Raw genomic sequence first — 22234 nt, forward strand, 5'->3', positions numbered from 1 at the left:
GGTGAGCGGGTTCCGGTCCGGAGGCAGCCGGGCCGAGCGGGCCGAGGTGCAGCGGCGGCTCGCGACCGCGCGGCGCGGGGCCGAGCTGCTGGACCGCAAACAGCGCATCCTGCAGCGCTCCATCGAGGGGATGGCGGAGCGGGCGGACGCCGCGCGGCTGGCGTGGGAGGCGGCAGCCCGTGAGGCATCCGTGTGGCTGCGGCGTACCACTGCCCTGGACGGCGCGGACCGTCTGCTGGCCGCGGCGCCGCTGCAGGACGCGCTGGTGGCCGTGCGGTGGGGCGGGGCCATGGGCATCTCCTACCCCGAGGAAGCGTCCTGCAGCGTCCCGTCCGTACCGCCGGCCGGCGGTTCTTCGGCCCTGGCCTACGCGGCGGCAGCGCACCGTACCGCACTCGAAGCGGTGGTCTCGGCGGCGGCGGCCGAGCGGGCGCTCCTGCTGGTCTCCGAGGAACTGGCCGCAACCCGGACCCGGCAGCGGGCCGTGGAGAATCGGTGGATTCCGTTGCTCGAGGAGCAGCTGAAGGCCATCGAGCAGCGCATCGCCGAGCAGGAACTGGAGGAAAGCCTGCGGCTGCGCTGGGCTGCCGGGCTGATGTGAGCTGCTGCCTAGCTAGTGAGACCCGGTAAACGTTAGGGCGGCGTCGGAATCGAGTCTGCAAAATTTACCGTTTTTCGGCCCGGAATCCGGTAAATAATGCGGAATGGATCCCGGACCGCCCGTCGCCGGACGGGGCAGGCCGGTTACTGTGGGGCATCGATACATTTCCTGACCCCGCCGATGCTGCCCGGAGCGATCCTGCCCGAGAGCACGTCGTCCGACGGCACGTTGTCCGGCGACGAGGTACCCGGCGGCAAGTTGACCGGCGGCACGTTGTCCGGCGACGAGGTACCCGGCGGCAAGTTGACCGGCGGCGCCCTGTCCGGAGGCGGGTTGTCCGCCGCCGTGCCGCGCTGGCCTGCGCCGCCGTCGTTGTTCTTGCTTTGGGCCTGTTTGCCCGCGGGCTGCCGGGAATTCCGGGCGACGCGTCCGGCGGCATCCTGTACGCAGCACTGATCTATCTGCTGATGGCCCTTGTCCTGCCCGGGGCGCGGGCCTGGCGGCTGGCAGGCGCCGCCGTCGTGGTCTGCGTGCTGGTCGAGCTCTTCCAACTCACTCCGTACCCCACCCGTTGGGGTGCGCAGTGGCCGCCGCTGCGCCTGGTGCTGGGCACCACGTTCAATCCCTGGGACCTGCCGGCCTATCTGGCAGGTGCGGCGGGCGCGGGCCTGGGTGACAGGCTGGTTCCGCGCAGACTCGGCGGACTCCGCAGGGCTGGCTGAGCACGTTGGACGGCCCGGGAACGGTCCCGGGACAGCAGGACGGGCCTCCGCCGAAGCGAAGGCCCGTCCTGCCGGGTGTGCAGTGGGTGCAGCGTGAAAGGAGCGGTTAGAGCCGGAAGTCCTCATCCAGGCGTTCAATGATGGTGACGTTGGCCTGTCCGCCGCCCTCGCACATGGTCTGCAGCCCGTAGCGGCCGCCGGTGCGCTCGAGTTCGTGCAGCAGGGTGGTCATGATCCGCGCCCCGGTGGCCCCGATCGGGTGGCCGAGGGAAATGCCGCCGCCGTTGACGTTGACCTTGGCCATGTCCACGCCAAGCTCGCGCTGCCAGGCCAGCACCACGGAGGCGAAGGCCTCGTTGATCTCGAACAGATCGATGTCCTCCACGCTCATGCCGGTGCGCTTCAGGGCATGCCGGGTGGCCTCGATCGGGGCGCTGAGCATCATGATCGGATCATCGCCGCGGGCGGAGATGGAATGGATCCGGGCACGCGGCTTCAGGCCGTGCCGGCGCACCGCGTCCTCGGAGGCTATGAGCAGGACGGCGGCGGCGTCGGAAATCTGCGACGACGTGGCGGCAGTCAGGGAGCCGCCTTCGGCCAGCGGGGCGAGGGTGGCGATCTTGGCCCGGTCCGGATCCCGGGGACCCTCGTCGGCGGTGACCCCGTTCATGGGCAGGATTTCCCGGTCAAAGCGTCCCGCTGCCTGCGCGGCGATGGCCCGCACATGGGACTCGACGGCGAAGTCCTCCATCTCTTCACGGCTGATCCCCCACTGCTTCACCATCATCTCCGCACCGATGAACTGTGAAACCTGCTGGTTGCCGTAGCGCTTTTCCCAGCCGACCGAGCCCGCGAACGGGTCCGGGAAACCCAGCTCCCTGGCAGCGGTGTTCGCGTAGCCGATGGGCACGGAGGACATGCTCTGCACACCGCCGGCGATCACCAGGTCACTGGTGCCGCTCATGACGGCTTGCGCCGCATAGGAGACCGCCTGCTGGCCGGAGCCGCACTGGCGTTCCACGGTGGTTCCGGGAACCCGCTCGGATAGGCCGGCCGCGAGCCAGGCGGTGCGGGCAATGTCCATGGACTGCGGTCCAACCTGGTCAATGGCGCCGAGGATCACCTCATCGTATTCCTCGGAATCGATCCCGCTGCGGCGGACCGTTTCGGCGATGACATGCGCGGCAAGGTCGGCGGGGTGGATGCCGCTCAGTCCCCCCTTTCGTTTGCCGACAGGTGTGCGGACCGCGTCGATGATGAACGCTTCAGCCATGATGGAGGGCCTTTCGTCGTTGTAAGGCAGATGGTTGCCAAGTGTGTGCCGTGCACCACATTAGGGGATACCGCTGGTTCGGTCATCCGACCGCCGGTATGCGCGAAACGTGCCGGATGGCCGGACAAAACCGGGTGCCGGCACAGGGAGTCCCGGGGGCAGGCAGCGAACGGCTAGAATGGAAAGGCTGCCATCACTGGCAGCCCGAGCCGCGAATCCTGCGGCACCAACCCACCACACGTGAAAGCAGCGGAGTGTCCCAACAGGTTTCCACCACCGTCAGCGCCACCGCCACCAAAGAGATCGTTCGGGAGTCCGCCCGGCGGCGCACCTTCGCCGTGATCTCCCACCCCGACGCCGGTAAGTCCACGCTCACCGAAGCGCTGGCCCTGCACGCCCGGGTGATCGGCACGGCCGGTGCCACCAACGGCAAGGAAAACCGCCGCGAGACGGTTTCCGACTGGATGCAGATGGAAAAGGACCGCGGCATCTCCATCAGCTCCACGGCCCTGCAGTTCGCCTACCGCGACACCGTGATCAACCTGCTGGACACCCCCGGCCACGCCGACTTCTCCGAGGACACCTACCGCGTCCTCGCCGCCGTGGACTGTGCCGTGATGCTGGTGGATGCCGCCAAGGGCCTGGAAACCCAGACCATGAAGCTGTTCGAAGTGTGCCGGGCCCGGAACCTGCCCATCATCACCGTGATCAACAAGTGGGACCGCCCGGGCCTGGACCCGCTGGCGCTGATGGACGAGATCACCGAACGCACCGGGCTGGCACCCATGCCGCTGACCTGGGCCGTCGGCATTGCCGGCGATTTCCGCGGCGTCTGGGACCTGAAGAAGGATGAATACGTCCACTTCGAACGGCAGAACTCCGGTGCCTCCCTGGCCAAGGAGGAACACTTCACCCCGGAACAGGCCCTGGAGCGCGAAGGCAGCGTCTGGACCGACTCCCTGGACGAGGCCGAGCTGGTCATCGACGGCCGCGAGTTCGACCGTGACGCTTTCCTCAACGCCAAGGCCACCCCCATCCTCTTCTCCTCCGCCGCACTGAACTTCGGCGTCAAGCAGATCCTGGACACCCTGGTCGATCTGGCGCCGTCGGCGTCCGCCCGCGAGGACAAGGACGGCGGCCTGCGTCCGGTCGATGCACCGTTCTCCGGTTTCGTCTTCAAGGTCCAGGCCGGCATGAACCGCGCCCACCGCGACCATGTGGCCTTCATCCGTGTCTGCTCCGGCATCTTCGAACGCGGCATGGTGGTCACGCACTCCAACACCGGCAAGACCTTCGCCACCAAGTACGCCCAGCACCTGTTCGGCCGCGAACGCGAAGTAATCGACCAGGCCTACCCGGGCGACGTCGTCGGGCTGGTCAACGCCTCGGCGCTGCGGGTGGGCGACAGCCTGTACGTGGAGGAACCGGTGGAGTACCCGCCCATCCCGTTCTTCTCCCCCGAGCACTTCCGCGTGGCCCGGTCCCAGGACCCCAGCCGCTACAAGCAGTTCCGCCGCGGCATCGACCAGCTCGAGCACGAGGGCATCATCCAGGTGCTCCGCTCGGACCGGCGCGGCGATCAGGCGCCCGTGCTGGCCGCCGTGGGTCCCATGCAGTTCGAGGTGGTGGAGGACCGCATGACGCAGGACTTCAACGCCCCCATGCGCTACGAGCAGCTCTCCTACTCGCTGGCCCGGCTGACCACGCCGGACGCGGCGGAGATCCTCGCCAACGTGCACGGCGCCGAGGTGCTGGTGCGGACCGACGGTGCGTACGTCGCGGTGTTCAACGACGTGTGGGCGCTGCGCCGGGTGGAAAAGAACCACCCGGAGGTTTCGCTGACCGTCATCGGCACCGAGTCGCCGAACAGCCGCGGCTACTAGCGGATCCCAGATGAAGCGGCACTGAAGCTCCGGCGTGACGGACGCCACATGAGCATAAGAAGTGCTTACGTCCGGGCTGTTCTTCGGTAAGCGTTAGGAATACGTGAGTATGCTGGCGGCTAATTAGTCCAGCTGCCGTCCCGTCCGCGACGTGACGGCTCCTTCCCGGAAGGCCACAGCCATGTCCTCCCCCGCTTTCTCCGCGCTCAACCGGCCCGACATCGCCGCTGTGCCGGCGGGCACTGCCCCCGCCGGGACCGAAGCATGGCTGACCCTGAAACAGGCCGCCACCGATCTGCAGCCGCTGCAGAACAAGAACGGTTCCGTGGATGCCCCGCACCATGACCGGGCCGTGGAACTCATCGGCACCATCTGTGCAGCGGTCACGGCCCTGGCCCCGGCCTTCCCGCACGACGGCGACTACCTCCGACTCGTCGTCGCCGACTTCGAGCGCTGGGTTGCCGCCGGCTTGGAGACCGAGCCCGACTTCCTGGACTCACTCATGGCTTTCCAGCCGCAGCGCGAGCGTGTCGATGGCCTGACGCATCTGGTGGTGTTCCCGATGTACACGCAGAACGGCAGCTCCGACCGGCTGGTGGAGGCTGTGCTGATTGAGGTCATCTGGCCCGAGTTCGTGGCGGAACTCGAGGCCGGCGAGTACTCCAACGGGCTGTTCGTCCCGATCCGTTTCCTGGACTTCACCCCCGGCTACGACACCAATTCCGCCGTTCTCTTCCCGGAAACCGTCGCCGTGCGGGAAACCCCGGCATTCACCTGGGGCGCCATCTTCGCCGACCGTGAAGCCGCCCGCTTCCGGCGCGTCCTCGCCGCCGCAGCGGACATCACCTCGCTGCAGCTGCCCGCCGAAGCCGCGGAACTGCTCGAGGACCAGCAGCTCACCGAGGAAACCTTCATTATGTGGGACCTCATCCACGACCGCACCCATATGCGCGGCGACCTGCCCTTTGACCCGTTCATGATCAAGCAGCGCATGCCCTACTTCCTCTACTCGCTGGAGGAACTGCGCTGCGACCTGACCGCGTTCCGCGAAGCCGTCAAAATCCAGCGCGACGAGGACGCTCCCGCGGAAACCCGCCGGCACGCCCGCCTGGTCCAGTACGCAGTGATCTTTGACCGCATCTTCCGCTTCGCCATCACCGGCAGCCGGGTGCGCAACTATGACGGCCTCGGCGGCCAGCTGCTGTTCGCCTGGATGCACCAGAACCACGTCCTGCACTGGACCGACGGCAAACTGAGCATCGACTGGGAGGAGACCGCCGACGTCGTTGTCCGGCTCGGCGCCCAGATCGAGGAACTGTACTGGCGCTCCATCGACCGGCCCAAGACGGCGCACTGGCTGGCGGCCTACGATCTGGTGTCGGCAACCCTGACGCCGCACCCGGCCTCGGTCTGGGCCCGGGGACCGCAGGCGCTGCCGCTGGACGGACCGCCGCGCGCACTCACCGACCAGGTCCTGGATGACGAGTTCCCGCTGTCCATGTTCTACGAAGCACTGTCCAAGAAGATGGCCCCGGTCATCGAGTCCACCGCCGGGATCACCGGAGCCACGGACGCGGCAGCCGGCGAACACGCAGCATGAGCACCCCTCCCGGCACCGGCGCCAGCCGGGACGCCGCTGCCCTCACGGGTTTGACCGTCCTCGTGGCCGGTGCCGGGAGCGCCTCGGGCACGGCCGTGTGCGAAGCCCTCGACGCCGCCGGCGCCCGGGTGGTGGCCGTTGGCCGTGACGCCGCTCGGCTGGAACACACGCTGTCCCGGCTCAGGAACGCCGACCTGCGTACGTGTAACCTCGACGACGCCGGGGAGGTCGCGGCTCTCGCCGCCGACCTGCAGGAACCCTACGGCGGCGTCGACGGGCTGATCCACCTGGTGGGCGGCTGGCGCGCCGGTGCCGGGATCACCTCGCAGTCCGAGGAGGACTGGGAGTTCCTGGAAACGAACATCCTGCGCACCCTGCGCAACGTCAGCCGCAGTTTTTATGACCAGCTACAGGCATCACCGGCCGGGCGCCTGGCGATCGTGTCCGCCACCGCTGTGGACTCCCCCACCGCCGGCGGCGCGGCCTATGCCGCCGCCAAGGCAGCCGCCGATGCCTGGGTTCGTGCCGTTGCTGCCGGCTTCCGTCGGGCCCAGTCCGCGCGCAAGGAAAACCCCGGGCCCCAGCACTCCGCCGCCGTGGTGTTTGTGGTGAAGTCGCTGGTGGATGACGAGCAGCGCCGGGCGTCCCCGGACCGGACCTTCAAAGGGGCCACCGACGTGGCAGATCTGGCTCGCGCCGTCGTCCGCCTCTTCGAACAGGACGCCGGCGACATCAACGGGCAGCGGATCCCCCTCACCGGTTAGGAAAAGTGACCGGCGCAACACCCAATGTAAGAGATACTAGGAACCGTGACTGACATTCTCCCCCTGCACGACACCACCATCCGGGCCTTCGCCTCCGACAACTACTCCGGTGTCCATCCGGAAATCCTGGCCGCACTGACCGCCGCCAACCAGGGCCACCAGGTGGCCTACGGCGAAGACGTGTACACCGCCAAGCTCCGCGAGGTAATGACGGACCAGTTCGGCAGCCGCATCCGCGCATTCCCTGTCTTCAACGGCACCGGCGCGAACGTGACCGCACTGCAGTCGCTTTTGCCCCGCTGGGGTGCGGTGATCTGCCCGACGACGGCGCACATCAACGTGGATGAGAACGGCGCCCCCGAACGCATCGGCGGGATGAAGCTGCTCGGCATCCCCACCGAGGACGGCAAGCTGACCCCGGAACTGATCGACCGCGAGGCCTGGGGCTGGGGCGACGAGCACCGCGCCCAGCCGCTGGCCGTGTCCATCACCCAGTCCACCGAACTCGGCACCCTCTACAGCGTGGAGGAAATCGCCGCCATTGCCGAGCACATCCACGCCCGCGGCATGAAGCTCCATATGGACGGCGCCCGGCTGGGCAACGCCGCCGCCAGCCTTGGCGTCTCCTTCAAGGAAATGACCGCCGATGCCGGCGTGGACATCCTGTCCCTGGGCGGCACCAAGAACGGCATGATGTACGGCGAATGCATCATCACCTTCGACCCGGAGGCCTCACCGGGCCTGGACTACCTGCGCAAGATGAACATGCAGCTGGCCTCGAAGATGCGCTTCATCTCCGCCCAGTTCGTCACCCTGTACGGCACGGACCTGTGGCACCGCTCGGCGTCGCACGCCAACGCCATGGCGCAGCGCCTGCGTGCCGCCGTGGAGAAGATCGACGGCGTGGAGATCACCCAGCCCACGCAGTCCAACGCCGTCTTCGCCAAGCTGCCCGCCGGCGTGGCGGACCGTCTGCGCAGCGACTTCCGGTTCTACGACTGGGACCAGTCCACCGGCGAGGTGCGCTGGATGTGCACCTTCGATACTTCCGAGGACGATATCGATGCCTTCGCCGAAGCCATCGCCCGCGAAGTGGCCGCCGATCCGGCACCGCTGGGCACACACTAAACGCTGCTCACCTGCCGTCCGTCCGTGTCCGCACAACGGGCGGCAGGTAACAAAACGGCCACAGCGGCGAGCCTGCGTCGGCGGCAATGTTCCGCAGGCCATAGTCTGCGGAGGTGAGTGCAATAGGTGACCTTTCCCAGGTGCCCCCGGATTTCCTGACAGCCCTCGGCGCGCTGCGCCGGGCCACCTGCCGGGCGGAACTGAAACTCGAGGAAATCCCCGCCCCCACGCGCCTGGCTCCGTACGCCGTATCGCTCGGCGCCGAGGTCCTGGCACCCGGACCGGCCGGGCCCACCAGCCTGCACGGCCCGGCCGCCCTGCAGATCCCCGAACAGCTGGAACTGGCCACGGGCCGGTTCATCCTGCTGCACGATCCGGCAGGTTCCCCGGTCTGGAACGGCACCTTCCGCATTGTGACCTACATCCGCGCCGAATTGGAACCGGATATGGGCAATGACCAGCTGCTGGGCTCGGTGGCCTGGACCTGGCTGGTGGAGGCACTGGAGGAGCACGGTGCCCCCTATTCGCTGGCCGGCGGAACGGCCACCAGGGTCCTTTCGGAAAGCTACGGCACCCTCGAGGGCCGGGACGACTCCATCGATATTGAGCTGCGCGCTTCCTGGACGCCGGCAGATGCCGACGTGCAATCCCATCTGGAAGCGTGGTCGGACATGGTCTGCACCTTCGCCGGCCTGCCCCCGCTGCCCGACGGCGTCACCCCCCTTCCGGGCCGCCGGCGCAGCTGAGGCCGCCGCCCTGTCCGCTGCTCCCGGCTTCGTCGGTAGAATGGAATCCTTATGACCGCGCATATATCCGGCAAGACCGAAAACCCGTCCAGCTCCGCACCAGCCGAGACCGGGGAACCGCCGGAACTGCTTCCGGTCCTTGAAACCCCGCGGGACGGCGTCCCGCTGGTCATTGATTCTCCCCGCGGGCTGGAACGTGCCGCGGCAGCCCTGGCCGCCGGTACCGGCCCCGCAGCTGTCGACGCTGAACGCGCCTCGGGTTTCCGCTACGGCCAGCGCGCCTTCCTGGTCCAGATCCGACGTGAAGGCGCCGGCACCTGGCTCATCGACCCCGAGGCATTCGGTGACCTGCGGATCATCAACGAGGCATTGCGCGGTGTCGAATGGATCCTGCACGCCGCCACCCAGGACCTGCCCTGCCTTTCCGCCCTGGGTATGTGGCCGGACAAGCTCTTTGACACTGAACTCGCTGCCCGGCTGGCCGGGCTGCCCCGCGTGGGTCTGGCGGCAGTGATTGAAAACCTGCTGGGCTTCTCCCTGGCGAAGGAACACTCCGCAGCCGACTGGTCCACCCGGCCGCTGCCGGAGCCGTGGCTGCGTTACGCGGCGCTCGACGTCGAAGTCCTCGCGGAGCTGCGGATCGAACTGATCCGGGTGCTGGACGAGGCAGGGAAGCTCGAACTGGCGGAGGAGGAGTTCGAAGCGATCCGCACCGCTCCGCCCGCGCCGCCCCGGGTCGACCCCTGGCGCCGCACTTCCGGCATGCACCAGCTCCGGGACCGCCGCCAGCTGGCCGCTGTGCGTGAACTGTGGACCGAACGCGAGCACCTGGCGGAACTGCGCGACACCGCGCCCGGCCGGCTGATTCCGGATTCGGCGATCGTGGCCGCTGCCCGGGCCATGCCCACCACGGTTCCGCAGCTGCTGAAAACACCCGGGTTCCACGGCCGTGCGGCGCAGAAGGAGGCTCCGCGCTGGCTGCGGTGTATTTCAGCTGCCCGTTCCACCACGGACCTTCCGCCGCTGCACATCCCCACTCACGCCCCGCCTCCCCCGCGTGTCTGGGCCAAAAACGATCCGGCTGCCGCTGCCCGGCTGCAGACCGCCAAGCCCCGGCTGACTGCGCTGGCAGAGAAGCTGGACCTGCCGCTGGAAAACCTCCTCACTCCGGATCACCTGCGCCGGCTGGCCTGGCGCCCGCCGGCCGAGATCAACCTGGATACCGTGAGTGCCGCGCTGCGTGAGCTGGGCGCGCGGGAATGGCAGATCCGCGAAACCGCCGCAGTGCTCACCGTGGCCTTCCTGGACCCCGATCCCCTGGTGGAAAAGCCGGCGGAGGAGAAGCCGGCTGCAGACACGCGGGGAGCGGCACGGCGACGGTAGTCCGCTGCCCTACCTGTTGACACTGCGGGCTGGCGCCCGGCACCTGGACGCCATCCGAACCGAACTGCATCCGGTCGATCCGGCCGAAGGCGGAGAATGAGCACTATCCACAGGCCGTACCAGGGGATGGCGGTTCGAGGGTGCATGGTTTAGTGTCACCTTGCTGCAGACGCGCGGCACTTCACCCAGGAGGCAGGTCATGAGCGACACCGCGGCAACTCTCTACCGGACTCGCATTGCCTGCCGCCCTGAGCGGGTGTGGGAGGAGCTGACGGCCACGGACATCCCCCGCCGGTGGATGTGGAACTCGGTTCTCTCCGGGGCCATGTCCGAAGGAAGTACCTACGCAATGGGCTACGACGGCGAGGTCCTGATCACCGGGACAGTCCTCACCGTCGAGGAACCGGTCCGTCTGGCCCTCACTTTCAACCCGCAGTGGAACGGTACAGTGGCAGCGGAATCCCCCGGCGTCCTCGAATACACCTTGGAACAGGCCGGTGACGGCTGCGAGCTCACGGTCCGAATCACCGGACTCTACGGGGCATCGGCAATCTCGGTCGACCACGACACCCCGGGGATTTACGCCGGGCTAAAGGCCATGTTGGAATCATTCCCGGTGGCGTGAGCGGGGTGCGGGTTTTCGCCGCACCTAGTCACCGGTGGAGCCATCCAGTAACTCGCGCAGGATGTCCAGGTGTCCGCAGTGCCGGCCGGTCTCCTCGATCATGTGCACCAGCACCCAGCGGACCGTCTGTGTGCCTTCGCCGCCGCGGCAGCGCTCGTCCAGCTGGTAGTTCTCCAACACGGCACGCGACTCCGCACAGGCTGCTTGGTAATCCGCGATGATGTCCGCCAGGCTGTCCTGGTCGCTGACCCGGAACTCGCCGTCGGGATCGTCATCGGACCATCTGGTCCTCACATCCGGTTGCCCGTCGATCCGACCGAGGAACCAGAAACGCTCCACGTCCGCAAGATGGCGGACCAGCCCGGAGACGGTCGTGATCGATGGCAGCAGCCGCTTCGCCCCCTGCGCATCGGTGAGCCCGGACGCCTTCATCACCACAGTGTCCCGAAAGTAGTCCAGAAATCCGGTCAGGGTCTCGAGTTCCCCGGCAGTCTCGGGCGGTTCGACCCGGTTATCGGTTTGCATGCCCTCAATCTAACCCCCGGACACCCTGCAGAGCGGGATACGCGCCCGGGCCGCGTTCAGCCCGCATTTACAGGGGCCGGTGGAACGGCTAGCGTAGGGGGTCGCTGTGGTTTAAGACGTGGACCATTGCTTCCTTTGTGAGGAATCCATATGACCCATGCCCCGATCACCCATGTTGATCTTTTTCCCGACTTCGCCTCCATGAACACGAGCAGCCTCGAAGCTCTGTGTGACCAGGCGTTCAACCAGCTCGAAGACGGGCCGCTCATCGAGGGCCTCTACGGCTTCTATGTCTCGCTCTTGGCGGAACTTGAGGAGCGCAGCCTGCGCCCCGCAACCATCACCCCCGCCGTCGCCCCAGTCGAACCGGCTGCCGGTTACCCGGCTCCGGAGTCGCTGCCGGCCTGATGGGACTGCCGGCCTGACCCGGCCGTTTCGCGTGCCCCACACCTAAACAAAACCGTCCCGACCCCACAGCATGATGCTGCGGAGCCGGGACGGCTTGTTTTTCCGGGTGTCCCCCGGTGTCGCCCCGTTGATCTCCCCAGGGGCGGCCCGGAGATTTACCGGCGAATCTGGGAGTTGCCCTTGTTCCGGCCGGCGATAGCTTCGGCCGTACCTATAAGCAGCACGGCGGCAACTACCGCAATGATGAAGCCGAGGACATTGAGTTCGAATATGTCTCCCGTGCCCAGCAGATTGGCAATCACGCCGCCGATGACGGAACCCGCCAGGCCGAGCAGCAGGGTCGCCACGATGCCCAGGTTCTGCTTGCCGGGCTTGATCAGCCGCGCCAGCGCTCCAATGATTAGCCCTGCGATGATGAATCCGATCATGGTCCTGATCCCTTCGTAACGGTGCAAACAACGGACGCCCGAGCGGTTTATCCGCTTCCGGAGAGCTGTTCTGCCATCAATCCTAGACCGGAAGCCGGCAGTTCCCTAAGCCTGCTGTCTATTTCAGGCGCCGCAGGGCATCTCTCACAGCCGTTTCGGCGGATTGCCGTTGGTCGTCCGGGGACCCGGCAGCAATGCGAAGCTGCAACGCCCGCCGGAACTCGCTCAGCGCCCAGACCGGATGCCCTGCGTCCAGGAGCACCTTGCCGCGGTGCTGGTGCAGGAACGCCCGGGTGCCCTGCCCGGCATCCGCGGATGCCGAAGCAAGCCCTCCCAGGAGCCGGTCCACGGTCGCGAGCAGACTCAGGGCGTCGCCGTGCTGCCCTTTCCACTGCAGCACTTGGGCCAGGCGGATGGACGGGAGGATTCCCGCCGGCACCAGGGCACTCCCGGCTCGGGTATGCGGAGATAAGGACGCAGGGGAAGCGGCTTCGAGTGCTGCCCGGGCTGCCGCTTCAGCTTCGGGAAGCCGTCCCATGATCCGCAACCAGGCGATCCGGGCAGCAGCTACAGCTTCATCCCCGCTGGTCGCTGCCAGCCATTCCTCGGCGGCGGCTGGATCCACCGGGACTTCCCGAAGGGTTCGCGAATCAATCCGGTATTCAGGTTCCGGCAGGGCAGCACCTTCCGCAGCCTTTCCCGCTGCCTCTCCCCCGGTCTGTCGCCCGGTCTCGTCCCCTGTCAGTCCCCCCGCCTGTGTCATGGACGGCAGTCTAGCTGTCTACCGCCGCCGCTTTACAGCCACGCGAATCAAAGGGGAAGAGGTCTGCCGAAAACCGGTGCGACTTTGGTGCCAATTCATTTTCAGCCTGTTTTCCGGCCCTGCCAGGACACGGCCCTCCAGTAGCGTGATTCCACCTCACTCACGCACCAAGCATTTCTAAGGGGATCCATTGAGTTCAATGAACAACGTTGCGCGGAAGGCTGCCGTGCTGGCTTTCAGCAGCACCCTTCTGCTCTCACCGGTGGTGGCCGTAGCCGCCGTCGCCGCTCCGTCTCCCCAGCCCCCGGCCGCCGGCAGCAACGGCGCTTCCGGCGCTCCCGGGGCGAACGGAAGCTCCGCGAAAACCGACGACCGGCCCGACGCCGCCGCGGATGAACGCCGGGCGCGGAACCAGCAGGCGGTGGAAAAGGTGGTGCGCGGCGAAGCGCCCGTCCAGAACCGCGGCGGTTCCAAATCCGTCCAGGTGGCTCCGGGCCAGTGGGCGGAGTACGGCCTGGAGGACAGCGATCAGATCCTGTCCTTCCTGATTGAGTTCGGGGACCAGGTGGACCCCCGCTTCCCGGCATCGGCGCCGGGGCCGGCATACAACCAGATTCCCGCCCCCAATCGCAGCGTGGACAACTCCACCTATTGGCTCCCGGAGTTCGACCGGGAACATTACATGGACATGTTTTTCAATCCGCAGGGCGAATCCCTGAAAACCCTGTATGAAGAGATGTCCAGCGGCCGGTACACGGTCGACGGCGACGTCAGCGACTGGGTGACGGTGCCCTATAATTCGGCCAGTTACGGTGAAACCGAATCCCAGACGGATATGACCCGTTTCGTCCAGGATGCGGCCGATGCCTGGTATGACAGCCAGATTGCCGCCGGCAAGAGTGCCGCGGATATTGACGCCTATCTGGCCGGTTTCGACCAGTGGGACCGTTACGACTACAACCAGAACGGCAACTTCGACGAGCCGGACGGCTACATCGACCACTTCCAGGCAATCCATGCCGGCGAGGGTGAGGAAGCAGGCGCGGCGTCGTCGGCCATCTGGTCACACCGCTGGTCCGTCGGCCAGGCCGGGCGCGGCGTCGAGGGCCCGGCCAGCAACCCGTTCGGCGGTATCCGGATCGGTGATTCCAAGGTCTGGATCCGGGATTACACCACTGAACCGGAGAACGGCGGACTCGGTGTCTTTGCCCACGAATACGGTCACGACCTTGGCCTGCCGGATCTGTACGACACGGCCGGCGGGGACAACGGAACCGGATTCTGGACCCTGATGAGCTCCGGCTCCTGGCTGGGCCGGGGCGAGGACTCCATCGGCACCACCCCCAACCACATGGGCGCCTGGGAAAAGCTGCAGATGGGGTGGCTGGACTATGACGTAGCCACGGCCGGAGAAAAATCCACGCACATGCTCGGCCCGTCCTACCACGCCACCAAGAAGCAGCAGGCTGTAGTGGTAACCCTGCCCAAGGACGCCAACGGCAACGGCAGGTACTACATTGCCGAGAACCGGCAATATGCCGGTTACGACACCACGCTCCAGACCGGCCCGTACAACTTCGGCTGGGCCGTCAGTGCACCGGACAAGGTGGAGCACTTCCCGTACCAGAACGGGCTGCTGGTGACGTACTGGAACGCAGGGCAGCGCAATAACAACACCAGCCAGCATCCCGGTGCAGGCCTGGTGCTTCCGGTGGATGCCCGGCCCCAGGCCCTGCGGTGGACCGACGGCACCCTGGCACGGAACCGGATCCAGAGCTTTGATGCGACGTTCAGCAAGGAAGCCACCGATCCGATCAGCCTGCACCGCGAAACGGCGGCCGGGATGACCACGCTCAACGTGCCCTCCAAGCCCGGTATCGCGGTCTTCAATGACAGCAATCCGAATGCGTACTATGACCCGGCGAACCCGCAGGGCAGCGTAGTAGTGGCAGGCACCGGCACCACCATTGAAGTGATCCAGAGCAACCCGAAGGGCATGATGACCGTCAAGGTCAAGTAAGCCTTCCAACCATGGAACGGCGGGTGCCGGAGCACGATGCTTCCGGACCCGCCGTTCTGCTGCGCAGGCACTCCTACGAAGGCATGGCCCCGCGGTGCCACAGTTCTTCGCCGTCCTCGTCCAGCTGACCGGTGCCGGCCAGCCCCAGTTTCAGCGCGACACCGGCGGAGGCCGGGTTCTCCGGATGGATGGAGGCCGCTGCCGCTCCCGATGTGCGCGGCAGCAGCCAGGCAAGCACGGCCCCGGCCGCTTCCGTGGCAATGCCGCGGCCCTGGAAGGCTTCGCCCACCACCCACGCCACGTCCGCCGTCGGGCTCGGTTCGCCAACGGCCACGGTGGCCTGCACAAAGCCGACGGCGGCGCCCTGCTCCCGGATGATCCAGTTCAGCCAGGCCTCCCTGCCGTCCGGTGACACGCCGACCGATTGGACGGCGTACCGGGCACCCAGTTCCTCAACGGTGGGCGCCGTACCCCCGATGTGCCGATAAATGGCAGTGCCTGCCAGCACCGCAACCATTTCCTCGGCATGATGCACGGACAACGGTTCCAGCCTCAGGCGCACCGTAGTGATCACTTCGGCCCGCAGCACCCCGTTCACAGCGGCCCCTGCAGGATCCGCTGGAGAAGAACGTGGTCCTGCCATTGTCCGGCGATCCTCAGGTACCGCGGCGCCAGGCCGATGCGTTCAAAGCCGAGCCGTTCCAGGATCCGCAGCGACGGAACGTTGTGCGGTAGGGCCGCAGCCTGGATGCGGTGCAGGTCCAGCTGCTCCCGGGCGGTTTCCACGACGGCGGCAACGGCCGCGGTGCCGATCCCCCGCCCGGCGTAGTCTCCATCTATCCAGTACCCCAGATTCGCGGACAGGAACGGGCCACGGACAATTCCAGTCAGTGTGACGGCACCGATGATCCGTTCCCCGTCCACCAGGACCAAGGGCACCTCGCTGCCCGCCCGGTACAGCTCAAGCTTCGCGTCAATAACGGCCTGCTGTCCGGCTGAGGTATAGAAGTCCTCCTCCCGCAACGGCTCCCACGGCGCCAGATGCGACCGGTTAAGCCGGTAGGCCGCGGTAAGCGCACCGGCATCGGACGGGTCCATCATCCGCAGCCGGACTCCGTGGAGCAGCGTTGCAACGGGAAGGGGCTCGGTAAGCATGCCCCAGCCTAACCCGGTGACGGCGCCGGGCCGGCCACCCCGTCGGCTACCAGTAGCTGCGCATGAGCTCCGTGGCCCACTGTGGCTGGACTACCGCACCACGGGGGCCGAACTCGGCCATAAAGGGTTTGATGTCGAGCACCGGCGTGCCGTCCACCGCATCCAGACCGGTGACCTTCAGGGACATCCCGTCCACCGAGGAGATCTGCACAATGGTGGTCCCGATCCGGTTGGGCCGGTTCTTGCCGCGCTGGCTAAAAATACCTACCAGGGGCCAGTCCGCGTTGCCCCGCGGCCGGCGGGCGCCGCGCTCCACCTTGTTCTCCGGGACCTGGTCAAAGACAAAAAGGACCTCCGCGTGACTGAACTCCGCCAGCCCCCACAGCGCTTCCTCCGTAAACAGGGCCGGATCCAGCGAGATGACGGCGCTCTCACTGTCCCAGTCGTCGTCCCGCACCTCGCTCCGGCTGGATGACACCTTCCCTATGGCCTCCATATGGAACGTCATTGGTCTTCCTTCCTGTCCGCGGATAGTCAGGCAGCATTCTGGCACCCGGTGCGGCCCACCGCGGAATTGGTGACGCGGCGGGACCTGCTTCCCGGTCCGGCAGTGTGCAAAGCTTGGTGGATGATGCGCACGGAACGGATCCCGGCCTGGCTGCGCCGCACCGGCATTGAGGTGGCCGGCTGGAGCCTGGTTGTCCTGGGGGCGGCAGCATTGGTGCTTCCCGGACCGGGCCTGCTGATGATTGTCGCCGGACTGGCGGTGTTGTCGCTGCGGTACGCGTGGGCCCACCGCTGGCTGCATCCGGTCCGGGTTCGTGCCTTTCGGGCCGCAGCGCAGGGCGTGCAAACCTGGCCGCGCATTGCGGGCTCCGTATGCGCCGCTCTGGCCGTGATGGCAACGGGTGTGGTGTGGGGGCTGTGGCGGCAGGCGCCGCAGTGGTGGCGGCTGCGGGATTCCTGGTGGCTGCCCGGCGGCTGGGTTACGGGCGGAACCCTGATTGCCTCGGGGTGTATCGGCTTGGCACTCATCGTGTACAGCTACCTTCGCTTCCGCCGGAACGCCGGTCCCGGTGTACCGGGACAGACGCCGCCTCCCAGGACCGCAGGCCCCTCCGTTCCCCCTGCGGAGTAACTGCAGCCACACCCGTCCGGCTTACCGGAAACGCTCGAGGGACCGCGCGCCGAGGATCGGTACGGCAGCCGCTGCCGCCAGAAGGACCCACAAGCAGCACACGGGCGGTGTTCCGGCAGTTGCCCCTAGCAGGCCGGCCGAGAGGGCAGCAACCGGCATGACGCCGAGTGTCAGCGTCCGCTGCGCCGCACCAGCGGTGGCCAGACGGTCAGGCGGGACGGACCCGGGCAGGACCTCCGATCCGGCCACTCCGGCTACTGCCACCAGGAAGGCCCACAAGAGGAATTCCGCACCCAGCCACACCAATTCCGGGCCGGGAAGCCAGGTGCAGGCCACTACCAGCAGGATGACCGGGACGGATAGCACTGCCGCGCCCGCCCGGGTGACCCGCAAACCCCACCTGCTACTGATGGACGGTGCCGCCGCTGCCCCCAGGACCGCCCCTGCCGCACCGAAAGCCCCAAGCACGGCATAGGCAGCAGGTGCCAGAGAGAGATCCCGCAGTGCATAGACCGGGAGGATGGTGTTACCGACCATGGCCGCGGCGTTGGTCAGGCAGGCACTGAGGGTAAGCGACCACAGGGCGGGTGACTTCCGGAGGAGGGCAAAACCTTCCCTTCCTTGGCGCGGCCGGGCCCCCGGCCGAAGGGCGCCTGTGCCTGTGCCGCCCAGCCCGCTTCGGTGGGAAACGACGCCGCTCCGCACGCTGCGCGGAAGACCAAGCTGGAACAGCCGGGAGGCGGCGTAGGCGATTGCCGCTGCCGCGAGCAGCAGAGGCATGCCGAGCAGCGCCAGGAACGCACCTGCCGCGGCGGCGGCTCCTGCCGATGCCGTTTGTCCGGTGATCGCCAGGCGTGAGTAGGCATGTTTGAGGCCCCGCCTGCCGGCGACGGTGGGTATGAGTAGCGTCTGGGCGGTGGTGAAAACGACGTCGGCCACCCCGATAAGGAGCGCCGCCCCGGCGAGCACCGGGGGTGAGAGCCATCCGCCGAGGGCAGCCCCTGCGAGGGCAGCCCCTGCGAGGGCGAGGAGCGCCAGGCACCGCAGCAGCGACGCAGTGCCCATGGCGCGGTGCGGCTTCCCCTTCCGGTCCACCGCAGCACCCACATGCACGCCCAGAAGCACAAACGCTGCAACCCCTACCGCATTGAGCATCCCGACGAACCCTGCGCCCAGACCCAGCACCGACACCGCAAGGATGGGAAGCACCGTGCGGCTGATGGCGTCCCCGAATCCCTCCGACGCGGCGGTGCAGAGCAGGAAACCCAACCCGCGTCCTCCAGTGGTCCGCGTGCCTGGGGTGGCCGTGCTGCTCTCGGTTCCGGCCGGCCGAGCCTCAATGTCCTCTGCCGCCATCTGACCATCCCCCGTATCGTCCGGGCACCTCCCGAGACTGCGGACATCCTGTCAGGTAATACCTGACAGCACAAGAGATGGGCGACCGGTCACCGGGATGGATAGGATGGCCGCATGCTTCCCGAGCTGCCCGCAGTGGACCGCACCGACACCCCGAGCCATCCCTTTATGTGCTCCTTCTGCCTGCGCGGCCGGGAGGAAACCGGGGTCCTGGCGGCAGCACCCACTGCCGCTGTCTGCCGCGACTGTGCCGCCAAAGCGCTGCGAATGTTGGAGGCCCACCGCTCCTCGGCGTCGGACCCGCTGCCCGGAACCCCCTGGGACGCGCTGAACGATGAAGAGCTGCTCACACGTTTGCCCCGGGTCGCCGAAGCCCGGGACCAGGTGGAGCAGCACCTTCAGCGCTGGGTGGCGGTCGCCCGGGAACGGAACATCAGCTGGGCAACCATCGGCACCGCCCTGGGTATGTCCCGGCAGTCCGCCTGGGAACGCTTCCGGCGCGGGCCGGAAGCCTAACCGAGCGTCTTGAGCGCCGCCGCAAGGTACGGCGCGGTCCGGCTTGCCTCGCAGCCGGCAACGTCCGCCGCGGTGCCGGCGCAGATGATCCGGCCGCCTTCCTCCCCGCCGGAGGGGCCCATGTCGATGACCCAGTCGGCTGAGGCCACCACATTCATGGAGTGTTCCACCACCACCACGGTGTTGCCTGCTTCCACGAGCCGGTTGAGCTGGCCCAGCAGCAGCTGCACGTCCTGCGGATGCAGGCCGGTGGTGGGTTCATCCAGCAGGTAGAGCGTGTGCCCGCGCCGGGCGCGCTGCAGCTCGGTGGCGAGCTTGATGCGCTGCGCCTCGCCGCCGGAGAGCTCCGTGGCGGGCTGGCCCAGCCGCAGATAGCCCAGTCCGACGTCGAGCAGGGTCCGCAGGCTGCGGGCAGCTGCGGGGATGTCGGCGAGGAACTCGGCGGCGGTTTCCACCCGCATGGCCAGCACATCGGCGATGGACTTTCCGCGGTAGGTGACCTGCAGGGTTTCCTCGTTATAGCGGGCGCCGTGGCAGACCGGGCACGGCCCGTAGGTGCCGGGCAGGAAGAGCAGTTCGACGGCGAGGAAGCCTTCACCCTGACAGGTCTCGCAGCGTCCGCCGGCCACGTTGAAGGAGAACCGCCCGGCGGTGTACCCCCGGGCACGGGCCTCCTCGGTTGAGGCGTACAACTTCCGGACGGCGTCGAAAAGGCCCGTATAAGTGGCGAGGTTGGAGCGCGGCGTGCGACCGATGGGCCGCTGGTCCACGCGGACCAGCCGGTCCAGGTGCTCCAGGCCGGCGATGCCGCGGACCTTGGCACCCGGATCGTCATCCTCCGCTGCGTCATCGTCCGCCGGCTTCGGCGCGGCACCGTTGACCTTGCCGCCCACGGTTTCAGCCAGCACCTGGCTGACCAGGGTGGACTTGCCGGAGCCGGAGACACCGGTCACCGCCGTCAGCACACCCAGGGGGATTTCCGCATCCAGTTCGCGCAGGTTGTGCCGCGTGATGCCCTTCAGGCTCAGCCACTGTTCCGGCACCCGGCGGGCCGGCGGCACGTCGCGGGCGTCCCCGAACAGGAACGGGCGGGTGGCACTGTCCTTGACCTCGGCCAATCCCTCCACGGGTCCGCTGTAGAGCACGGTTCCGCCGCCGTCGCCGGCCTCCGGGCCGACGTCGACAATCCACTCCGCGCTGCGCACCACGTCCATGTTGTGCTCGACGACGAACACCGAGTTGCCGGCGTCCTTCAGCTCCTGCAGGACCGTCAGCAGCGGTTCCGCGTCCGCCGGGTGCAGACCCGCAGACGGCTCATCCAGGACATAGATAACGCCAAACAGCCCCGACCGCAGCTGGGTGGCAATCCGCAGGCGCTGCATCTCTCCCGGTGACAGGGTGGGGGTGGCACGGGACAGGCTGAGGTAGCCCAGTCCCAGGCCGAGCAGCACTTCCAGCCGTCCCAGCAGGTCCCGGGTAATGGTCACGGCCACTTCGGTGTCCTCATTGGAGGCAGCCGCACGGGAGGCCGTGCCGACCGACTTGAGCTCCGCCGTCGGCCGGATGATTTCCGCCAGCTCCGCCAGTGTGGCGCCATTCAGCTCGGCAATGTTCCGGCCGGCGAAGGTGACTGCGAGCGCCTCGGGACGCAGGCCCGCGCCCCCGCAGACCGGGCACGGTCCGGAGACCATGTATTCGAGGACGCGGTTGCGCATCTGTTCGCTGCCCGAATCGGCCAGCGTGTGCATCACGTAGCTCTTGGCGCTCCAGAAGCGGCCCTTGTACGGTTTGGCCACGCGGTCTCGCTGCGGCGTGATCATCACCACCGGCTGTTCCTCGGTGAACAGGATCCAGTCGCGGTCCTTCTTCGGCAGCTTCTTCCAGGGCACGTCGACGTCGTAGCCCAGCTGGATGAGGATGTCGCGCAGGTTCTTTCCCTGCCAGGCCCCGGGCCAGGCGGCAATGGCACCCTCGCGGATGGTCAGGCCGGCATCCGGGACGAGGGAATCCTCGGTCACCGTGTGGGCAATACCCAGCCCTGAGCATTCCCGGCAGGCCCCGGCGGCGGTGTTCGGGGAGAAAGCATCCGAGTCGAGGCTGCCCGGCTCCGCGTCGGCCGGGTACGTGCCGCCACGGGAAAAGAGCATTCGCATGGAGTTCGAGAGCGTCGTCAGCGTACCCACGGTGGAACGGGAACTGGGGGCTCCGCGGCGCTGCTGCAGGGCAACGGCCGGCGGCAGCCCGGTGATTTCCTCAACCTTGGGGTTGTGCCCCTGGGACAGGAGCCGCCGCGCATACGGGGCCACTGATTCGAAGTAACGCCGCTGGGCTTCGGCGTAAATGGTGCCGAAGGCGAGGGAGGATTTCCCGGAGCCCGACACTCCCGTAAAGGCGACGATGGCATCGCGCGGAATGTCGACGTCGACGTTGCGCAGGTTGTTTTCCTGCGCTCCGCGAACATGAACCATGCCGTTGCGGCGGACATCGGCACGGCTGTCTGGCGCGGCTTTGGTCTCAATACTCATCCTACTTACTTTAGCGAGGCAGGTGCCGGAGCTTCGAATCGAGACCGGCATCACGGGCGGGAAACCGGACCGCCGACGACGCTCCGAATTCACCCCCATCGGGTGAACTCTCGCTTTTGCGCCAATCAGGTTGCGCAGCACGATGCGCCGTCCCGGTCAGCGGTTCGACAATGAAGCCAGCGTCGGGGCCGGCACGCCCGGCAGGCGAATCGGCGCGCAGATGGTGTTACACAGCCGGGCAATCCCTAAGGAGACAAACCATGAGTTTCTGGGAACTGATGTGGACCATAGTGGTTTCCTTCCTGTTCGTCGCCTACTTGATGCTGCTGTTCCAAATCCTTGGTGACCTGTTCCGTGACAGCTCGATGGGCGGCTTCGCCAAGGCGCTGTGGATCGTTTTCCTGTTTGTGGCACCCTTCCTCAGCGCATTGATCTACGTGATCGCCCGCGGCGAGGGCATGACACGGCGGAACCGGGAGCGTGAGGAGAGGATGGCGGAGGAAACGGAGAAATACGTCCGGCGGGTGGCGGGACGCCCTACCCCCGAGGAGCAAATCCAGTCCGCCCGCACACTGCTGGCAGAGGGAGAGATTAGCGAATCCGAATATGAGCGCCTCAAGTCCATGGCCCTCGCCTAAAGCGTCCGGGTTAAACCCGGCCGGGCGGACCTAGACT

23 protein-coding genes are annotated in these 22234 nt (G+C 67.2%); 14 read left to right on the plus strand and 9 right to left on the minus strand.

What is annotated here, in order from left to right; translation table 11 throughout:
* The first annotated feature begins 1 nt into the window (after window position 1).
* Entirely contained in the window at window positions 2-601 is a 600-nt protein-coding gene (locus AC5RTS_RS02340) for a V-type ATP synthase subunit D (protein WP_493990445.1), read from the plus strand.
* 383 nt (window positions 602-984) lie between these two features.
* The gene (locus AC5RTS_RS02345; protein ID WP_493990446.1) at window positions 985-1323 is read left to right on the plus strand and encodes a ribosomal maturation YjgA family protein; all 339 of its coding nucleotides are present in this window, start codon (window positions 985-987) and stop codon (window positions 1321-1323) included.
* 106 nt (window positions 1324-1429) lie between these two features.
* Here AC5RTS_RS02345 and AC5RTS_RS02350 read toward each other — a convergent pair whose 3' ends face one another.
* Window positions 1430-2596: an acetyl-CoA C-acetyltransferase gene (locus tag AC5RTS_RS02350; RefSeq protein ID WP_493990447.1), complete on the minus strand. Its 1167-nt coding sequence runs from the start codon at window positions 2594-2596 to the stop codon at window positions 1430-1432.
* A 254-nt stretch (window positions 2597-2850) separates the two neighbouring features.
* Between AC5RTS_RS02350 and AC5RTS_RS02355 the strand changes: the two genes are divergently transcribed.
* From AC5RTS_RS02355 to AC5RTS_RS02385, 7 genes are all read left to right on the plus strand, one after another.
* A complete protein-coding gene (locus tag AC5RTS_RS02355) occupies window positions 2851-4479 on the plus strand; it encodes a peptide chain release factor 3 (protein ID WP_493990448.1) in 1629 nt (542 codons plus the stop codon).
* Between the two features lie 181 nt (window positions 4480-4660).
* Window positions 4661-6079, plus strand: coding sequence for a DUF6421 family protein (locus AC5RTS_RS02360; RefSeq protein ID WP_493990449.1), 1419 nt, complete (start codon window positions 4661-4663; stop codon window positions 6077-6079).
* Window positions 6076-6843 carry an SDR family NAD(P)-dependent oxidoreductase gene (locus tag AC5RTS_RS02365; protein WP_493990450.1) on the plus strand — a complete coding sequence of 256 codons (768 nt, stop codon included), beginning with the start codon at window positions 6076-6078 and terminating at the stop codon, window positions 6841-6843. Before AC5RTS_RS02360 ends, AC5RTS_RS02365 begins: the two co-directional genes overlap by 4 nt.
* A gap of 45 nt (window positions 6844-6888) precedes the next feature.
* Window positions 6889-7971 carry a threonine aldolase family protein gene (locus tag AC5RTS_RS02370; RefSeq protein WP_493990451.1) on the plus strand — a complete coding sequence of 361 codons (1083 nt, stop codon included), beginning with the start codon at window positions 6889-6891 and terminating at the stop codon, window positions 7969-7971.
* Window positions 7972-8093: 122 nt separating this feature from the next.
* Window positions 8094-8717, plus strand: a complete 624-nt coding sequence (locus AC5RTS_RS02375; RefSeq protein WP_493990501.1) for a DUF3000 domain-containing protein — start codon at window positions 8094-8096, stop codon at window positions 8715-8717.
* Window positions 8718-8768: 51 nt separating this feature from the next.
* Entirely contained in the window at window positions 8769-10100 is a 1332-nt protein-coding gene (locus AC5RTS_RS02380; protein ID WP_493990452.1) for an HRDC domain-containing protein, read from the plus strand.
* Window positions 10101-10299: 199 nt separating this feature from the next.
* Window positions 10300-10725, plus strand: a complete 426-nt coding sequence (locus AC5RTS_RS02385) for an SRPBCC domain-containing protein (protein ID WP_493990453.1) — start codon at window positions 10300-10302, stop codon at window positions 10723-10725.
* A 24-nt stretch (window positions 10726-10749) separates the two neighbouring features.
* Here AC5RTS_RS02385 and AC5RTS_RS02390 read toward each other — a convergent pair whose 3' ends face one another.
* Complete coding sequence (locus AC5RTS_RS02390; RefSeq protein WP_493990454.1) at window positions 10750-11250, minus strand: DinB family protein; 501 nt, start codon at window positions 11248-11250, stop codon at window positions 10750-10752.
* Window positions 11251-11400: 150 nt separating this feature from the next.
* On the opposite strand from AC5RTS_RS02390, the gene AC5RTS_RS02395 reads away from it, so the two are divergent.
* Window positions 11401-11658, plus strand: a complete 258-nt coding sequence (locus AC5RTS_RS02395; protein WP_493990455.1) for a hypothetical protein — start codon at window positions 11401-11403, stop codon at window positions 11656-11658.
* A gap of 155 nt (window positions 11659-11813) precedes the next feature.
* Here the strand turns inward: AC5RTS_RS02395 and AC5RTS_RS02400 are convergent, their stop codons facing one another.
* Together AC5RTS_RS02400 and AC5RTS_RS02405 are read right to left on the minus strand one after the other, a co-directional pair.
* Window positions 11814-12086, minus strand: a complete 273-nt coding sequence (locus tag AC5RTS_RS02400; protein WP_493990456.1) for a GlsB/YeaQ/YmgE family stress response membrane protein — start codon at window positions 12084-12086, stop codon at window positions 11814-11816.
* A 118-nt stretch (window positions 12087-12204) separates the two neighbouring features.
* The gene (locus tag AC5RTS_RS02405; protein WP_493990457.1) at window positions 12205-12849 is read right to left on the minus strand and encodes a hypothetical protein; all 645 of its coding nucleotides are present in this window, start codon (window positions 12847-12849) and stop codon (window positions 12205-12207) included.
* Between the two features lie 199 nt (window positions 12850-13048).
* Here AC5RTS_RS02405 and AC5RTS_RS02410 point away from each other — a divergent pair, with 199 nt between their 5' ends.
* Complete coding sequence (locus AC5RTS_RS02410; RefSeq protein WP_493990502.1) at window positions 13049-14869, plus strand: immune inhibitor A domain-containing protein; 1821 nt, start codon at window positions 13049-13051, stop codon at window positions 14867-14869.
* Window positions 14870-14942: 73 nt separating this feature from the next.
* Here AC5RTS_RS02410 and AC5RTS_RS02415 read toward each other — a convergent pair whose 3' ends face one another.
* From AC5RTS_RS02415 to AC5RTS_RS02425, 3 genes are read right to left on the minus strand one after another with little or no spacing between them, the layout of a single operon-like run.
* Complete coding sequence (locus AC5RTS_RS02415) at window positions 14943-15467, minus strand: GNAT family N-acetyltransferase (protein ID WP_493990458.1); 525 nt, start codon at window positions 15465-15467, stop codon at window positions 14943-14945.
* Entirely contained in the window at window positions 15464-16024 is a 561-nt protein-coding gene (locus AC5RTS_RS02420) for a GNAT family N-acetyltransferase (protein ID WP_493990459.1), read from the minus strand. The genes AC5RTS_RS02415 and AC5RTS_RS02420 overlap by 4 nt, the downstream gene beginning before the upstream one ends.
* Before the next feature lie 46 nt (window positions 16025-16070).
* Complete coding sequence (locus AC5RTS_RS02425) at window positions 16071-16532, minus strand: SAM-dependent methyltransferase (RefSeq protein WP_493990460.1); 462 nt, start codon at window positions 16530-16532, stop codon at window positions 16071-16073.
* A gap of 120 nt (window positions 16533-16652) precedes the next feature.
* On the opposite strand from AC5RTS_RS02425, the gene AC5RTS_RS02430 reads away from it, so the two are divergent.
* Window positions 16653-17162, plus strand: coding sequence for a PGPGW domain-containing protein (locus AC5RTS_RS02430; protein ID WP_493990461.1), 510 nt, complete (start codon window positions 16653-16655; stop codon window positions 17160-17162).
* A 21-nt stretch (window positions 17163-17183) separates the two neighbouring features.
* Here the strand turns inward: AC5RTS_RS02430 and AC5RTS_RS02435 are convergent, their stop codons facing one another.
* Window positions 17184-18431 carry an MFS transporter gene (locus AC5RTS_RS02435; RefSeq protein ID WP_493990462.1) on the minus strand — a complete coding sequence of 416 codons (1248 nt, stop codon included), beginning with the start codon at window positions 18429-18431 and terminating at the stop codon, window positions 17184-17186.
* A 201-nt stretch (window positions 18432-18632) separates the two neighbouring features.
* Here AC5RTS_RS02435 and AC5RTS_RS02440 point away from each other — a divergent pair, with 201 nt between their 5' ends.
* Window positions 18633-19034 (plus strand): ClpX C4-type zinc finger protein, encoded by a 402-nt coding sequence (locus tag AC5RTS_RS02440; protein WP_493990463.1) that lies wholly within the window; start codon window positions 18633-18635, stop codon window positions 19032-19034.
* Here AC5RTS_RS02440 and uvrA read toward each other — a convergent pair.
* On the minus strand, window positions 19031-21559 hold the full coding sequence (gene uvrA / locus AC5RTS_RS02445; protein WP_493990464.1) for an excinuclease ABC subunit UvrA: 2529 nt from the start codon (window positions 21557-21559) through the stop codon (window positions 19031-19033). The genes AC5RTS_RS02440 and uvrA overlap by 4 nt on opposite strands.
* A gap of 260 nt (window positions 21560-21819) precedes the next feature.
* Here uvrA and AC5RTS_RS02450 point away from each other — a divergent pair, with 260 nt between their 5' ends.
* Window positions 21820-22197 (plus strand): SHOCT domain-containing protein, encoded by a 378-nt coding sequence (locus AC5RTS_RS02450; RefSeq protein WP_493990465.1) that lies wholly within the window; start codon window positions 21820-21822, stop codon window positions 22195-22197.
* Window positions 22198-22234 lie beyond the last annotated feature (37 nt).

The organism is Arthrobacter sp. MDT1-49-2 (assembly GCF_059090185.1).

Bases quoted from the DNA above. Each gene is read 5' to 3' on its own strand.
- AC5RTS_RS02350 (WP_493990447.1), bottom strand. From the start codon at position 2,596: ATGGCTGAAGCGTTCATCATCGACGCGGTCCGCACACCTGTCGGCAAA.
- AC5RTS_RS02360 (WP_493990449.1), top strand. From the start codon at position 4,661: ATGTCCTCCCCCGCTTTCTCCGCGCTCAACCGGCCCGACATCGCCGCT.
- AC5RTS_RS02365 (WP_493990450.1), top strand. From the start codon at position 6,076: ATGAGCACCCCTCCCGGCACCGGCGCCAGCCGGGACGCCGCTGCCCTC.
- AC5RTS_RS02380 (WP_493990452.1), top strand. From the start codon at position 8,769: ATGACCGCGCATATATCCGGCAAGACCGAAAACCCGTCCAGCTCCGCA.
- AC5RTS_RS02385 (WP_493990453.1), top strand. From the start codon at position 10,300: ATGAGCGACACCGCGGCAACTCTCTACCGGACTCGCATTGCCTGCCGC.
- AC5RTS_RS02390 (WP_493990454.1), bottom strand. From the start codon at position 11,250: ATGCAAACCGATAACCGGGTCGAACCGCCCGAGACTGCCGGGGAACTC.
- AC5RTS_RS02395 (WP_493990455.1), top strand. From the start codon at position 11,401: ATGACCCATGCCCCGATCACCCATGTTGATCTTTTTCCCGACTTCGCC.
- AC5RTS_RS02400 (WP_493990456.1), bottom strand. From the start codon at position 12,086: ATGATCGGATTCATCATCGCAGGGCTAATCATTGGAGCGCTGGCGCGG.
- AC5RTS_RS02405 (WP_493990457.1), bottom strand. From the start codon at position 12,849: ATGACACAGGCGGGGGGACTGACAGGGGACGAGACCGGGCGACAGACC.
- AC5RTS_RS02410 (WP_493990502.1), top strand. From the start codon at position 13,049: ATGAACAACGTTGCGCGGAAGGCTGCCGTGCTGGCTTTCAGCAGCACC.
- AC5RTS_RS02420 (WP_493990459.1), bottom strand. From the start codon at position 16,024: ATGCTTACCGAGCCCCTTCCCGTTGCAACGCTGCTCCACGGAGTCCGG.
- AC5RTS_RS02425 (WP_493990460.1), bottom strand. From the start codon at position 16,532: ATGACGTTCCATATGGAGGCCATAGGGAAGGTGTCATCCAGCCGGAGC.
- AC5RTS_RS02430 (WP_493990461.1), top strand. From the start codon at position 16,653: ATGATGCGCACGGAACGGATCCCGGCCTGGCTGCGCCGCACCGGCATT.
- AC5RTS_RS02440 (WP_493990463.1), top strand. From the start codon at position 18,633: ATGCTTCCCGAGCTGCCCGCAGTGGACCGCACCGACACCCCGAGCCAT.
- uvrA (WP_493990464.1), bottom strand. From the start codon at position 21,559: ATGAGTATTGAGACCAAAGCCGCGCCAGACAGCCGTGCCGATGTCCGC.
- AC5RTS_RS02450 (WP_493990465.1), top strand. From the start codon at position 21,820: ATGAGTTTCTGGGAACTGATGTGGACCATAGTGGTTTCCTTCCTGTTC.